Below are 13,350 nucleotides of genomic sequence, written 5' to 3'. Positions count from 1 at the left end.
GCAGTCAAGCTTGACTGCGCAAACCACCCAGCTCCTTACTTTTACGTTAATCGCTTATGTTCCAATTTCCTGAAAGTGTTTCCTCGATTTTGGCCGGGCTGTCCATCGCAATGGTTGGCGGATGGATAGCCTCGTTCATTGCCTTTCGCAAAGACGAACGCTCAGTTCAATTGAGCCAAATCACGGAAGAGCGAAAGAAGTGGAGAGACAACATGCGAAAGCTCTCCGCAGAGATATCTGCTCTCCACATAGAAAACAAAACAACGCCATCACCTAGCAAGGTTGCCGCACTGCGATCAGTCTTGGCGACGTCAATAAATCCCAAAGACATTACCAACGATGGCGCTATCCTGGATCACTATGATCGTTTGTTTTCGGCGGATTCAGATGATTTGTCAGTGTTCAATCACCGCATTGCATTGCTTCTTAAGCACGATTGGGAGCGAGTAAAGTGGGAGTGCATGCCGCTTTATTTAAAGCCATTTTTCCGCTATTTTCCGAAGCAACGTGAATGGCGCGAAAAAAACTATCGTGAAGTTGGCTAACAATTCCGTCGAGTACTTTTATAACCGCAACCTCATTCATCAGTCGCTCGGCTACCGAAAACCGATTGAGGTGGTGAAGTTGTACTATAGTGCTTAATCTATGTGACCTTGAATCACGGGTTAGCTCAGACTCGACTTTATTTGTACGCAAAGCGGAGTCGCCACTTATCGCCAAGTGGCGGGAAAGAATGCTCGTCTGGAAGCAAGATTAGAGCAACAGATCACAGGATATCCGCGAAAGCTGTGATCCGAAACGATTGCTAAGCAACCTTAATAGTCACCCATAAAATCTCGTTTACCAACTTCCAGACCATTGTGCCGCAAAATCGCATAAGTCGTGGTGATATGAAAGTAAAATTGCGGCAAACCGTAGTTGGAGAGATAGGTGTGACCAACCATTTTTTTCTCTTTCGGTGTGCCCGGGCGTAAAACAATCTCACGCGTTTCGCTGCCTTCAAATTGTGCGGGTGTTAAGCTTTCGATAAACGATAAAGTTTTACTAATTCGTGCCTGCAAATCGGCAAAGGTTAGTTCGTTATCGTCGTCATACGCAGGCACCTCAACACCTGCTAGCCTTGCTGATACACTCTTGGCAAAATCGGCAGCGACTTGCACTTGGCGTCTCAAAGGGAACATGTCAGGGTATAGTCGTGCATCCAGTAATACTGTTGGTTTAAAATTTTTCTCTGTGGCATAAGCTTCAGCCTTGGTCAACATAGCACTGAGGCTGTTCAATAGCTGTTTGAAAACAGGTACGGATGTGGTGTACATATAAGTGCTCATAAGTTTCCTTTCAGTAATTGATAATAGTAATAGTTATACACTTTGATAGGTACCTAAATGAATAAAAATGATTTTTTGGAAACTCATTTTTAGAATCTCAACATGCACTATACATTCAGATTGAATTCCTCACTCATTAAATAGTACTTCATCTTAAAATCCCTTTGACCTGGTCTTTTAAGTAGCTCACTTACTCAGCTCGCCGCCTAAAGTCACCTACAAAAGCGGCGCTTCAGCGTTGAACCCCCCAACTCTAAAAAACTCAAACGTTGCATCGTCGCCGCAATGGGCTACGTTAAACCTGAACCAAGGTGAAGATTCCTGGTGTGGACGGAACATGTTTCCGGGAGCGAGCATGATTCCCTCTATTGCAGCGAGGCTTGCAATTTCAGCCGCATTGCTTTGGTCATTCAGTTTCGCCCAAACAAACATTCCTCCTTCTGGTTCGCAATATATTGTAAAGCCGATGTTTTCAAGTTTTGAAATAGTGGTTTGTCGTGCCAGCTGCAATTTTGCTCGAAGCTTATCCAGGTGCTTTCGATAATGGCCGTCAGTCAAAAGTTGATACATCAATCGCTCACTTACTTCCGAAGTGGTAAGGCCTGTCAAAAGCTTAACATCACAGAGATTCTCTGCTATTTCCCGGTTGCACGCGAAATATCCAACACGCAGACTTGCAGAGACCGATTTCGAGAAGCTGCTTACATAGATCACTCGATTGAGTTGGTCAAGTGTCGCAAGGCGAGTCGCCATCGTAGGATGGAAATCGCCATATATATCATCCTCGACCAAAATCATGTCGTATTTTTCGGCCAGCTGAAGCATGCGATGAGCGACAGGCTGGCTAATGCTGGCGCCGGTCGGATTGTGCAAAATCGTATTTGTAAAAAAAAGTTTGGGATGATGTTCCTTGATGAGCGTTTCCATCGCACAGGTATCAGGGCCATCATTATTCCAGGGCACTCCGACGATTTTCGCGCCAAATGATTTCAGTCCTCCGAAAAGAATAAAGTATCCTGGATCATCGACTAACACAGTGTCTCCTGGCCGTACAAAGTATCGAGTGACCAGATCCATCGCATGCGTCACACCTGTGGTCAGGATGATCTGCGCCGTATCTGCAACAACACCGATCGTAGATAGTTTTCTTTGAAGTAAGTCCCTCAAAGGTAAGTAGCCACCCGGCGTGCCATAAGCGGTTAGAAATTCTCCATCTTTAAGTGACAATGCTCTCAAGCTTTTTTTGATACCCGTTTCTACCATCCATGAGGCTGGTAGCCACCATGCTCCGGGCATCGTTTTGCTAGCACGATCCTTTAGCGAATTCCTTAACAGCCAAACTACATCTATTACGCTATCGAGTTTGTATGCCGCTTCCGATAAATCACGAGGCGTCGGTCGAGATGAAACATAAAAACCAGATCCTTGCCTCGAATGCAGATATCCCATTGCCACCAATTTGTCATAAGCCTGGACAACAGTGAAGCGGCTTACCCCGTGGTATTGAGCAAATTTTCGTATCGAAGACATACGTGAACCCGGTCGCATTGCCTTGTCATCTATCATTTTTTGGATGGCATTGGCGATCTGGTCAATCAACGGTAACGGATCGTTTGAATCTAAACTTAACATTGGCATGGTTACTGAACCAGTACAGGTTGGTTAATTATAAAAACAACTGTACCTGTATTGTCAGATTATTGTCTAGTAATGTAAGCATTAAGAGATCAGGTTGAATATAAACGTCTCTAAAAGTACTTAACTATTATTAAATATCTTTAAAGAAGCAAGTAGCTTTATTAAAAAGGAGTAGTAAAAATGAATTCTCGATACGCCAAAGGATGTATTGCTGTGCTGGCTGGCTCAGCGTTAATTTATTTGGGAGATAAGGCGCTGGGTGTCAATATCGAAATCTTTACGGGCATCTCCACATTTACTTTTGCGTGGATGATAGATATATTTTTGGTACCGTTCATTGCGGGCTTTTTGGTGTCCTGGATTTTTGGTCTAGGTGGAAAATGGCTGGCTTGTTTACCCCCACTGATTGTCCGCTGCATCAGCTTTGTCTATTTAACCTACTTCGAAAATCCTGCTACGGATGTCGATATGTTTTTCCTAATCCCTTTAGCATACTGGGGACCTTGTCTCATTTTGGTAGTAGAAGCTGCCAATTTTGGAGGGATTATCGGAGAGGTTGTGAAAGGTGTGTATGGCCATCCGAGCAAAAGAAATGGGGAGGTAAACCTGACCGCCGAAAAAAAAGTAACTATTTGATCCTACATGTTTAATTATTGTAATTTAATCAGCATTTGTCAGGTCTGTTGCTGGCGGTGTAAACCCGCCTGGCTATGGCAGAAAAAGAGCTTGCTTATAACCGTGTCTCATCGTTACAGTCTGCACTGAGTCAAGGATAACTTCGACCAACTGCATCCCCTTGATCTAGCTTTAGGGTCGTTCTAGAGGCGGCTAACAAGGATTATTTCGGACACGAAAGCTCTGTCAGAAAGCCCAGATTTAGATAGTTGTTCACAGTCAGAGCAGCACTGCATATGAAAAAATACCACTTAAGCTTAACTAAATGTAGTTTTAATAGATAAATCTACCTGTAAGTCACTAGGAAGGGTAAAAACCATGCTGAAATCATTACTGCTATATTTATTATGTTCAATTGTAGCTATTAATCTAAGTGCGGTCTCAATAGCGATCCAGATGAATTTAATTGATACTTCGATAACTGTTAGAGCTGTTTCATGGATATTAACTGTATGCGCATGGTCTTTGGTATACATACACCGTAGTCGATAGTGTCGGAGGGGCCCTTTCATGACAACGCGGTTTGTACAAAAATTCTAAAGGATTGCTGCGCTAGTTTTTGTCTAAAGGGCAGACTTGTCGACCTACACGCTTGAACGGCTGGACTAAATTATTTTAGCTTGAATAAACGTCCAGGAAACTGCCCAGATTCAATCATCGGTAGCGGTTTAAAACGAGCACCTACTGAAATGGCATTCGCTATATCTGCGACTCAAAAGCTGCGTATGGCAGCTTCTCGTGTAAGTTTGGCTGAACTGGCTTCATCGCGCCGATGGTAAAAATTATGGTATAGGTAATTGCAAGTCTGAATAAATCCTGCGATACCTAGCCAGATTGAAAAAATCGAGAACGATATTTAGCATCTTTGCCTTGATGGTGCCCTAAGTCCAGGTAATCATGAACAACCTGCTCATGATTACCTGGACTCATAGATTTGAAGAGTTAGCCTCTTTGACTCTTCCAAGCTTAATATTAAGATTAGAATCCTTATTTTGTTCATGGATGTTGGTGTGTCTGCGGGGAAGTGGCTTGGGTCTGATATGATCATCAAATTAGATTGAAGGAATATAATAAAGTGCACTTGGAGCCTTACATATATTGGTTTTTGTTAGCCTTAGGCCTGCTGGCATTAGAAATGGCTACGGGAACGTTTTACATACTAATAGTGAGTATTGCTGCAGGCTTGGCAGGTATTGCGGCGCTGCTTGGACTTAACTTACCATTGCAAATCACACTTAGTGCGGTGGCCAGTATATTTGGCACAGTGATGTTGCGGCGCATGAGAGGCACGGCTACGGGCAAGATGACTAGCCAAAGCTTGGACATCGGTCAGTCGGTGCAGGCTATATCATGGCGTGATGACGGTGTTGCGCGTGTGCATTACCGAGGCACGGAATGGGATGCGGAGCTGGAGTCTCCCTGCTTGTCACGCGATGGTGTACTTTATATCAAGGCAATACAGGGCTCAAAGTTGATTTTGACACCAGACAAGCCGCAACAACAATAACCTTAGGAAATAATATGGAAATCGCACTGTTTCTTTTAGTGGCTGCCGTTGTGTTTGTTGTCAAGGCGCTTAATGTTGTGCCGCAACAGCATGCCTGGGTGGTTGAGCGCTTGGGTAAGTTTCATGCTGTGTTAGCACCTGGCTTAAACATTGTGGTTCCCTTTATCGATCGTATTGCATACCGCCATATGCTCAAGGAAGTCCCGCTGGACGTTCCCAGTCAGATTTGTATAACCCGGGACAATACGCAGCTACAAGTGGATGGTGTCCTTTATTTTCAGGTCACTGATCCGAAGTTGGCTTCTTATGGCTCTAGCGATTACCTTAGCGCTATCACTCAGCTTGCACAGACCACCTTACGCTCGGCAATTGGCAAGATGGAATTGGATAAGACTTTCGAGGAGCGGGATGATATCAACCGTGCTGTGGTTGCGGCTCTTGATGAAGCTGCGGCCAGTTGGGGGGTGAAGGTGTTGCGTTATGAAATTAAGGATTTGGTGCCTCCTAAGGAAATTCTGCTTGCTATGCAGGCGCAGATTACTGCTGAACGAGAAAAGCGTGCCTTAATTGCTGCCTCCGAAGGACGTAAACAAGAGCAGATTAATATTGCCACTGGCGAGCGCGAAGCCTTTATCCAGCGTTCAGAAGGCGAGAAGCAGGCTGTAATTAATGCGGCTCAAGGCGAAGCTGCGGCCATTACTGCCGTCGCCACAGCGACCGCCTTGGCTATTCAGCAGGTCGCATTAGCGATTCAGTTTCCCGGAGGGATAGAAGCAGTTAACCTCAAGGTAGCGGAAAAATATGTGGAAGCTTTCGGTAATGTCGCCAAGCAAGGCAATACTCTGATTCTGCCAGGTAATATGGCAGATATGGGAGCTATGGTAGCGGCGGCGATGAGCATTGTTAAAACGCAGAAGTAGAGATTGCACTCGCCGTGAAAATGGCCACTGGATGTTATATGGTCTATGCGAGCTATTTGTAATCCCTGAGTCATTTTCAAAGTAGTGGTTATTGCGACTGAGGGAGATTCTTTGATGGATTTTTGTTTGAACACTACTGACGGTTTTGCTCGTCGTGGCACCCTTTCTTTAGCTCATGGCATTGTTGAAACTCCCGCTTTCATGCCAGTCGGCACTTATGGCACAGTGAAGGCGATGTCGCCTGTAGAGTTAAGAGCAATTGGCGCCCAGATTGTGCTGGGCAACACTTTTCATCTATGGTTACGCCCGGGCTTGGAAGTTATTGAGGCGCACGGCGGCTTGCATGGATTTATGGGCTGGGATGGGCCGATCCTAACCGATTCGGGTGGATTTCAGGTGTTCAGTTTAGGCGAGCTGCGCAAGATTACCGAGGAGGGTGTGAAGTTTCAATCTCCAGTGAATGGTGATAAATGCTTTCTGACGCCGGAAGAGTCCATACGAATTCAGAAGGTGCTGAATTCCGATATCGTGATGATTTTCGATGAATGTACACCTTATCCAGCGGATGAAAATCAAGCAGCTGACTCTATGCGCCTAAGTTTGCGCTGGGCGGAGCGTTCAAAACGTGCGCACGAAGGCAATACCAACGCACTCTTTGGTATTGTGCAGGGCGGCATGTTCGAAAATCTGCGCGATGAATCTTTACGCGAGCTGGTAAATATCGGCTTTGACGGTTACGCCATAGGTGGGTTGTCGGTGGGGGAGCCGAAAGAAGACATGCTGCGTATTCTGAAGCATACCTCGCCGCAGCTCCCTGTCGACAAGCCGCGATATCTGATGGGCGTTGGAACACCTGAAGATTTGGTGGCGGCGGTCACACATGGCATAGATATGTTCGATTGCGTGATGCCCACACGCAATGCGCGAAACGGGATGCTTTTTACCCGCCACGGCGACATTAAGATCAAAAATGCCAAATATCGCCTCGATATTCAACCGATTGATAAACAATGTAGTTGTTATACCTGTCGTAATTTTACCCGCGCTTATTTGCACCACTTGCATCGCATCGGGGAGATACTTGGTGCGCGCCTTAATACCATTCACAACTTGCATTATTACCACGAGTTAATGAGTGAAATTCGTGCCGCTATTACAACTCACCAGTTCGATGAGTTCGTTAGCCGGTTTCGGCAAGCCCGTGCCAGTTCGTGCTAAAATTCGCCGCTTCGAATTTTAACCGGGAAAAGTGTCATGTTGATTAGCAACGCTTATGCTCAAACCTCTACGGCTGCGTCCGGTTCTGGGTTTTTGGAGTTTTTGCCTATAGTCGCAGTAATTGTAGTGTTTTATTTTCTTCTGTTACGTCCGCAACAGAAGCGTGCCAAGGAACAAAAGGCCATGCTGGCTGCCCTGCAAAAAGGTGATGAAATCGTCACAATCGGTGGAGAGTTGGGTCGAGTATCCAAGGTGGGGGATGACTATATGAGCTTGGAAATCGCTGAAAATGTTACGGTTCAGATTCAGAAAAGTGCGATTCAAACCGTGCTGCCCAAGGGAACAATTAAATCGATTTAAGGTACTGCAATGAACCGTTATCCGCTGTGGAAATATCTGCTTGTTCTCTTTGTATTTATTTGTGGCCTCGTTTATACCCTGCCTAATTTGTATGGTGAATCTCCTGCTGTACAAGTGTTGCCCATACGCGCAAATTTAAAGGCGGATAATGCATTGCTGCAGCGGGTCGATGAAGCGCTTAAAGCGGCAAATCTAAATGCGGAAGGGGTCATGCTGGATCCTACGAGCGTTAAAGCTCGCTTTAATAGTACCGATGATCAACTTAAAGCTAAAGATATACTTCAGTCAAAGCTGGGCGATGACTATATGGTTGCCCTCAATCTGCAATCACGCTCGCCGCAGTGGTTAACCGCTATAAATGCACGGCCTATGTATCTTGGATTGGACTTGCGTGGTGGGGTGCATTTCTTGCTACAGATTGATATGAAGGCTGCGTTGGATAAGGCGTTGGAAACTGCTTCCGGCGATATACGAAGCACCCTCCGTGATCGGAGTATTGCTTATTCCGGTGTCAGCCGTGATGGTAGATTAGTGACGATTAAGTTCCGTGATGCGGAAACGCGCAGTAAAGGAGCGTTTGAACTCACACAACGTTTCGGCGGTTTGGCCTTCAATGAAAAAAATGGAAGCAACGAGATTCTCTTGCTTGTTACCTTAAAACCGGTGGAAGAAAAACGCATTCAAGATTCCGCAGTGCAGCAGAATCTAATTACCTTACGTAACCGTATCAATGAATTAGGCGTGGCAGAGCCGACAATCCAGCAGCAAGGTTTAGATCGAATTGTGGTGCAACTCCCCGGTGTGCTGGATACGGCACATGCGAAAGATATTCTTGGCCGCACCGCGACACTGGAAGTGCGTCTGGTAGATGATGAACATCAGTTCAACGAAGGCTCTGCCGCACCGTTTGGTACCGAGACGTTCAAGGATCGGGACGGCTCTAAGCTGCTGGTGAAGAAAAGCGTGCTGCTCACCGGTGAGCGCATCAATGATGCGCAACCCGGTTTTGACAGCCGTACCAATGAGGCAGCAGTTCATATCAATCTGGATAGCGCGGGTACGCGTAAATTTAAAGATGCGACGCGCGAGAATGTCGGCAAGCGTATGGCTATAGTGCTATTTGAAAAAGGTAAAGGTGAAGTAATTACAGCTCCAGTGATCCGTGAGGAAATCGGCGGTGGCCGTGTGCAAATTAGTGGACAGATGAACACCAAAGAAGCAAACGATATATCGTTGTTGTTGCGCGCTGGTGCGCTGGCAGCGCCGATGGAAATCATTGAGGAGCGCACTGTCGGCCCAAGTCTCGGCGCGGACAATATTGTGCGTGGCTTTCGTTCCACGCAGATCGGTTTTGTTGCCATTGCGATTTTTATGATCGCTTATTACATGTTGTTTGGCGCTGTTTCCGTTCTGGCACTGGGCGCTAACTTGTTGCTGCTTGTGGCATTGTTGTCCATGCTGCAAGCCACGTTGACCTTGCCTGGTATGGCCGGCATAGCGCTGACGCTGGGCATGGCGATTGATGCTAATGTTTTGATCAATGAGCGTATTCGGGAGGAGCTACGTAATGGCAATACGCCACAAGCATCCATCCATGCCGGATATGAGCAAGCGTTCCGTACCATACTTGATTCCAACATCACCACTTTGATCGCGGGTATAGCGTTATTCATGTTTGGTTCCGGGGCGGTACGAGGTTTTGCTGTTGTATTGTGCTTGGGCATTCTTACTTCGATGTTCAGTGCAATGATGATATCGCGTGCACTGGTTAACCTGATTTACGGGCGTAAGTTACGGTTGACCAATATCTCCATCGGTTAAGTATAAAGAGGCAATAATGGAATTTTTCAAGATCAACCGCAACATCCCGTTCATGAGCTATGGGCGGTATACCACCACAATTTCCCTGGTGACGTTTGTTCTGGCGGTATTTTTTATCGCAACTAAAGGGTTGAATTTCGGCGTGGATTTCACCGGTGGAACGGTGATGGAGGTGCACTACTCTCAGACAGCTGACCTGAACAAGGTGCGTGGGCAACTAACTGACATGGGGCTGCATGATGTGTTAGTGCAAAATTTTGGCTCTAGCCATGATGTCCTACTACAAGTGTCGCTTAAGCAGAATGTAGTTGGCGCGAAACTGAGCGAGATGATTCTCGACAAGTTGCGCCAGCAGGATGCCAGTGTGGAAATGCGCCGTGTAGAATTTGTCGGCCCGCAAGTGGGTAAAGATTTGGTGGAGAATGGTGCGCTTGCTTTGTTGCTAGTGTCCATTGGTATCGCTTGCTACCTTTGGGTGCGATTCGAGTGGAAGTTTGGCCTAGCCGCGATAATCGCCAATTTGCATGACGTGGTTATTATTATTGGTTTTTTTGCATTCTTCCAGTGGGATTTCTCACTCACCGTGCTGGCTGCGCTGTTAGCCGTGCTGGGTTATTCGGTAAATGAATCAGTGGTAGTTTTCGATCGTATTCGGGAAAACTTTCGTAAGATGCGGAAGACGGAGGTTGCCGAAATAATCGACAACGCGATTACACGCACTATGTCGCGTACCATCATTACTCACCTCTCTACCCAGATGATGGTGACAGCGATGCTGTTTTTAGGCGGGGAGACATTGCATTATTTTGCATTGGCATTGACTATTGGCATTCTGTTTAGTATTTATTCCTCAGTGTTGGTGGCCAGCCCATTGCTTATGTTGATGGGTGTTTCGCGCGAGGATTTCATTAAGACAGAGAAAGTTACTGAAGAAGTTTTACCCTAGACTGTGGAACTGATCGCTACTTTTATAGATATTGTCCTGCATCTGGACGTTCATCTATTAGCAATCATGCAGGCATATGGCATGTGGATTTATGTCATCCTGTTCCTGATTATCTTCTGCGAAACTGGACTGGTAGTCATGCCTTTTCTACCGGGAGATTCGCTATTGTTTGTGGTAGGTGCGTTGTGTGGGGTTGGCGCGCTGGAAATTAAGTTGATTTTGCCAATGTTGATGGCTGCATCATTTCTAGGGGATAGCACTAACTACTGGATCGGTCGGTTGGTGGGCATGCGTTTAGTTAAGCGTGCGAATTCACGCTTTCTCAAACATGAACATTTAGAAAAAACGCATGTGTTTTACAAAAAGCACGGAGGAAAAGCAATTCTGTTTGCTCGCTTTTTGCCCATCGTACGAACATTTGCGCCATTTGTAGCTGGCATTGGTTTGATGCGCTATCGCCTTTTTATAGTGTTCAGTGCGTTAGGGAGTGTCGCGTGGATTAGCCTTTTTACCTTTGGAGGCTATTTTTTAGGTAATATCCCAGTGGTGAAAGATAACTTGACGCTTATGGTTGTCATTGTCATTGTTTTTTCATTTATACCAGCATTGCGAGAATTTATTCGGCATCGTCGCACGCATAGTGCATAAATTAGCAATATTTTATTCAAAGTTGCACTTGGCTGGATCAGAGGTGAATTGAACTATGGTTAATGCTATCTTTGAGGAACTCAAGGCAAAAGATCATTTGCCTTCCCCTAAAGGTTTGGCTCTGAAAATAATTCAGCTCACCTTGAAAGAAGATGTAACGACTCAGGAAATCACTCATGCGATAAAGACGGACCCGGCATTGTCAGGTCGGTTAATTAAAATGGCCAATGTACTCATGTCTTATCAGACAAGACCTATTGCATCAATAACAGATGCGGTCATGTCTTTAGGTTTGAGTATTGTACGTAATGTGGTGTTGGGTTTGTCGCTAGTGGAAGGTAGCCGCGATGGAGCATGCCGAAAGTTCAATTATCAAAACTTTTGGTCGCAATCATTGTTGGTGGCAATTGCTGCAAAAAACTTTATCGAAGGCCGTAGAATGGGAGCAGCCGAAGAAATGTTTATTCTCGGTTTGCTGGCTCAAGTTGGTTCTTTGGGACTGGCGACGGCATATCCTCAAGAATATTCCCTCATTCTTGACAAGACTGCAGCAGGCAACACAGATACTATATTAATTGATCTCGAACGCACTGAATTCGGGCTTGATCACAACCAGTTGACTAAAGAGATGTTAGCAAACTGGGGTCTGCCACAAGTATTCCATATAGCCGCTTTATATCATGAAAATCCAGCTCTGTCTGATCTTGCGGAAGGCAATCGAAACTGGCATGTACTAAATATATTACATATCGCAAACCGCTTTGCCAAAACGTGTTTATCGCACGGTCAGCAAAGGCACAAAATGCTATCTCAATTGATGATTAATGCCGCCAGGTTGGGCTTGGAGGCGGATACTTTTTCTGAGTTAGGCGATAAGACGGTGCAGGAATGGCGTGAATGGAGTAAGTTATTCGGCATTCGTTCGACAGAGATGCCCTCTTTCAAGGAGATTTTGCAAGACACGCCACCTAACGAGCTGGAAATTTTGGATGACGGGGCACCTGAGATTAGTCTGGAGACATGCTATCCATTGCGTATCCTTCTGGTAGAGGACGATTATGCAACGACGATGGTTCTGAAACTGTTACTGACAAAAGCGGGGCATACGGTTGCTACTGCTGGCGATGGGGTGGAAGCGTTAAGTATGCTCGATAAATTTATGCCTCAACTTATCATTACTGACTGGCACATGCCTAAGATGAATGGCATCGAATTCTGCAAGGCGCTTAGATGTAATGAGCTATGGCGCAATATCCATGTGTTTGTCATGCTGACCCAAGAAAATTTGGTTAGGTTGGAAGAAATATTTAAGGTTGGAGCCTCCGATTACTTAACTAAGCCGGTTAACTCAAACGTGCTTGGTGCGAGACTGCATGTCACTCAGTGTATGGTGCAGTTGCAGGATGAACTGAAGGTTGAACATTTGCAGTTACGCAATATTGCTGCGCAATTGGCAGCATCAAACCAGAGATTGCAGCAAATGGCGCTTACTGATGTGCTCACTGAGTTGCCCAATCGTCGCCATGCAAATGATTACCTGGAGCAGCAATGGGCGGTAGCAGAGCGCAGTGGCCGTCCGCTGTCTTGCATGATGGTTGATGTGGATTTCTTCAAAAAGGTTAACGATACTTATGGTCATAAGGTGGGGGATGATGTGTTGAAGCAGGTGGCGCAAATTTTACGCTCATCCGCACGCAAGCAGGATCTGGTTTGCCGTTTTGGTGGGGAAGAATTCTTAGTAATTTGCCCGGATGCACTAGCAGATCAGATCTATCCGTATGCAGAGAGATTGCGTCAGAATGTAGCTATGGGAGATACTCAACTGGGGACGAGAGTCACTATTAGCATCGGGGTAGCGAGTAAATCTTCAGCATTGTTAAATGCTGAAATGTTACTGCAACTTGCAGATAAACGGTTGTATAAGGCTAAAGAAATGGGGCGTAACATCACTGTTTGGAATTAATTTTCCTCTGCATCTAGAAAAAATTTGCGTCCAATCGTTGTAAAGATAATTAGCTAAAGTCTTTTTGTAACACAAACATAGTATTAATAAAGTCTGTCAAAGCAGCGCCAGTTCAAATGTCCGTATTTAAAGATTTTTATATTCTTTAACATAAAAATTTTCCTGCCGATTCTGTTACATAAGCCAGAATAAAAAATTCTAATTTTTTGATTGTGCGCTCACTAAAGTTTGTTGACTGGGGCGTGCGAATAACAACGCCACCATTCAAAATGTGTAACTACTCACCCCTATAAATAATCAAGAAAACACTTGACAGGTTTTTAGGG

General features: G+C 45.4%; 12 protein-coding genes. 10 read left to right on the top strand and 2 right to left on the bottom strand.

Annotated features, from left to right (window positions below; all coding sequences use genetic code 11):
• Positions 1–56 precede the first annotated feature (56 nt).
• Complete coding sequence (locus tag MJ769_RS02435) at positions 57–545, top strand: hypothetical protein (protein WP_239234256.1); 489 nt, start codon at positions 57–59, stop codon at positions 543–545.
• A 270-nt stretch (positions 546–815) separates the two neighbouring features.
• On the opposite strand, the gene MJ769_RS02430 is transcribed toward MJ769_RS02435, so the two are convergent.
• Together MJ769_RS02430 and MJ769_RS02425 are read right to left on the bottom strand one after the other, a co-directional pair.
• On the bottom strand, positions 816–1,328 hold the full coding sequence (locus MJ769_RS02430) for a DUF1993 domain-containing protein (protein WP_239234255.1): 513 nt from the start codon (positions 1,326–1,328) through the stop codon (positions 816–818).
• 216 nt (positions 1,329–1,544) lie between these two features.
• Positions 1,545–2,960 carry an aminotransferase-like domain-containing protein gene (locus MJ769_RS02425; protein WP_239234254.1) on the bottom strand — a complete coding sequence of 472 codons (1,416 nt, stop codon included), beginning with the start codon at positions 2,958–2,960 and terminating at the stop codon, positions 1,545–1,547.
• 186 nt (positions 2,961–3,146) lie between these two features.
• Between MJ769_RS02425 and MJ769_RS02420 the strand changes: the two genes are divergently transcribed.
• The 9 genes from MJ769_RS02420 (at position 3,147) to MJ769_RS02380 (ending at position 13,024) form a co-directional block, all read left to right on the top strand.
• Positions 3,147–3,602 carry a hypothetical protein gene (locus MJ769_RS02420; RefSeq protein ID WP_239234253.1) on the top strand — a complete coding sequence of 152 codons (456 nt, stop codon included), beginning with the start codon at positions 3,147–3,149 and terminating at the stop codon, positions 3,600–3,602.
• A 1,174-nt stretch (positions 3,603–4,776) separates the two neighbouring features.
• Positions 4,777–5,148, top strand: coding sequence for an NfeD family protein (locus tag MJ769_RS02415; protein WP_239234252.1), 372 nt, complete (start codon positions 4,777–4,779; stop codon positions 5,146–5,148).
• Between the two features lie 14 nt (positions 5,149–5,162).
• A complete protein-coding gene (locus tag MJ769_RS02410; protein ID WP_239234251.1) occupies positions 5,163–6,068 on the top strand; it encodes an SPFH domain-containing protein in 906 nt (301 codons plus the stop codon).
• A gap of 114 nt (positions 6,069–6,182) precedes the next feature.
• Positions 6,183–7,286 carry a tRNA guanosine(34) transglycosylase Tgt gene (tgt, locus tag MJ769_RS02405; RefSeq protein ID WP_239234326.1) on the top strand — a complete coding sequence of 368 codons (1,104 nt, stop codon included), beginning with the start codon at positions 6,183–6,185 and terminating at the stop codon, positions 7,284–7,286.
• A gap of 36 nt (positions 7,287–7,322) precedes the next feature.
• Entirely contained in the window at positions 7,323–7,646 is a 324-nt protein-coding gene (yajC, locus tag MJ769_RS02400) for a preprotein translocase subunit YajC (protein ID WP_239234250.1), read from the top strand.
• Positions 7,647–7,655: 9 nt separating this feature from the next.
• Complete coding sequence (gene secD, locus MJ769_RS02395) at positions 7,656–9,467, top strand: protein translocase subunit SecD (RefSeq protein ID WP_239234249.1); 1,812 nt, start codon at positions 7,656–7,658, stop codon at positions 9,465–9,467.
• Positions 9,468–9,483: 16 nt separating this feature from the next.
• Positions 9,484–10,413 carry a protein translocase subunit SecF gene (gene secF / locus MJ769_RS02390; protein ID WP_239234248.1) on the top strand — a complete coding sequence of 310 codons (930 nt, stop codon included), beginning with the start codon at positions 9,484–9,486 and terminating at the stop codon, positions 10,411–10,413.
• A gap of 3 nt (positions 10,414–10,416) precedes the next feature.
• On the top strand, positions 10,417–11,061 hold the full coding sequence (locus MJ769_RS02385; RefSeq protein WP_239234247.1) for a DedA family protein: 645 nt from the start codon (positions 10,417–10,419) through the stop codon (positions 11,059–11,061).
• Between the two features lie 55 nt (positions 11,062–11,116).
• The gene (locus tag MJ769_RS02380; RefSeq protein WP_239234246.1) at positions 11,117–13,024 is read left to right on the top strand and encodes a GGDEF domain-containing response regulator; all 1,908 of its coding nucleotides are present in this window, start codon (positions 11,117–11,119) and stop codon (positions 13,022–13,024) included.
• Positions 13,025–13,350 lie beyond the last annotated feature (326 nt).

It is taken from the genome of Candidatus Nitrotoga sp. BS (genome assembly GCF_927797785.1).
Lineage (GTDB): Bacteria > Pseudomonadota > Gammaproteobacteria > Burkholderiales > Gallionellaceae > Nitrotoga.
Note: the sequence above shows the minus strand (reverse complement) of the source record. Positions and strands in the feature narration are given on the sequence as shown.

Excerpts from the sequence above, each read along its gene's own strand:
- MJ769_RS02435 (WP_239234256.1), top strand. The coding sequence starts at position 57 with ATGTTCCAATTTCCTGAAAGTGTTTCCTCGATTTTGGCCGGGCTGTCC.
- MJ769_RS02430 (WP_239234255.1), bottom strand. The coding sequence starts at position 1,328 with ATGAGCACTTATATGTACACCACATCCGTACCTGTTTTCAAACAGCTA.
- MJ769_RS02425 (WP_239234254.1), bottom strand. The coding sequence starts at position 2,960 with ATGTTAAGTTTAGATTCAAACGATCCGTTACCGTTGATTGACCAGATC.
- MJ769_RS02420 (WP_239234253.1), top strand. The coding sequence starts at position 3,147 with ATGAATTCTCGATACGCCAAAGGATGTATTGCTGTGCTGGCTGGCTCA.
- MJ769_RS02415 (WP_239234252.1), top strand. The coding sequence starts at position 4,777 with ATGGCTACGGGAACGTTTTACATACTAATAGTGAGTATTGCTGCAGGC.
- MJ769_RS02410 (WP_239234251.1), top strand. The coding sequence starts at position 5,163 with ATGGAAATCGCACTGTTTCTTTTAGTGGCTGCCGTTGTGTTTGTTGTC.
- tgt (WP_239234326.1), top strand. The coding sequence starts at position 6,183 with ATGGATTTTTGTTTGAACACTACTGACGGTTTTGCTCGTCGTGGCACC.
- yajC (WP_239234250.1), top strand. The coding sequence starts at position 7,323 with ATGTTGATTAGCAACGCTTATGCTCAAACCTCTACGGCTGCGTCCGGT.
- secD (WP_239234249.1), top strand. The coding sequence starts at position 7,656 with ATGAACCGTTATCCGCTGTGGAAATATCTGCTTGTTCTCTTTGTATTT.
- secF (WP_239234248.1), top strand. The coding sequence starts at position 9,484 with ATGGAATTTTTCAAGATCAACCGCAACATCCCGTTCATGAGCTATGGG.
- MJ769_RS02380 (WP_239234246.1), top strand. The coding sequence starts at position 11,117 with ATGGTTAATGCTATCTTTGAGGAACTCAAGGCAAAAGATCATTTGCCT.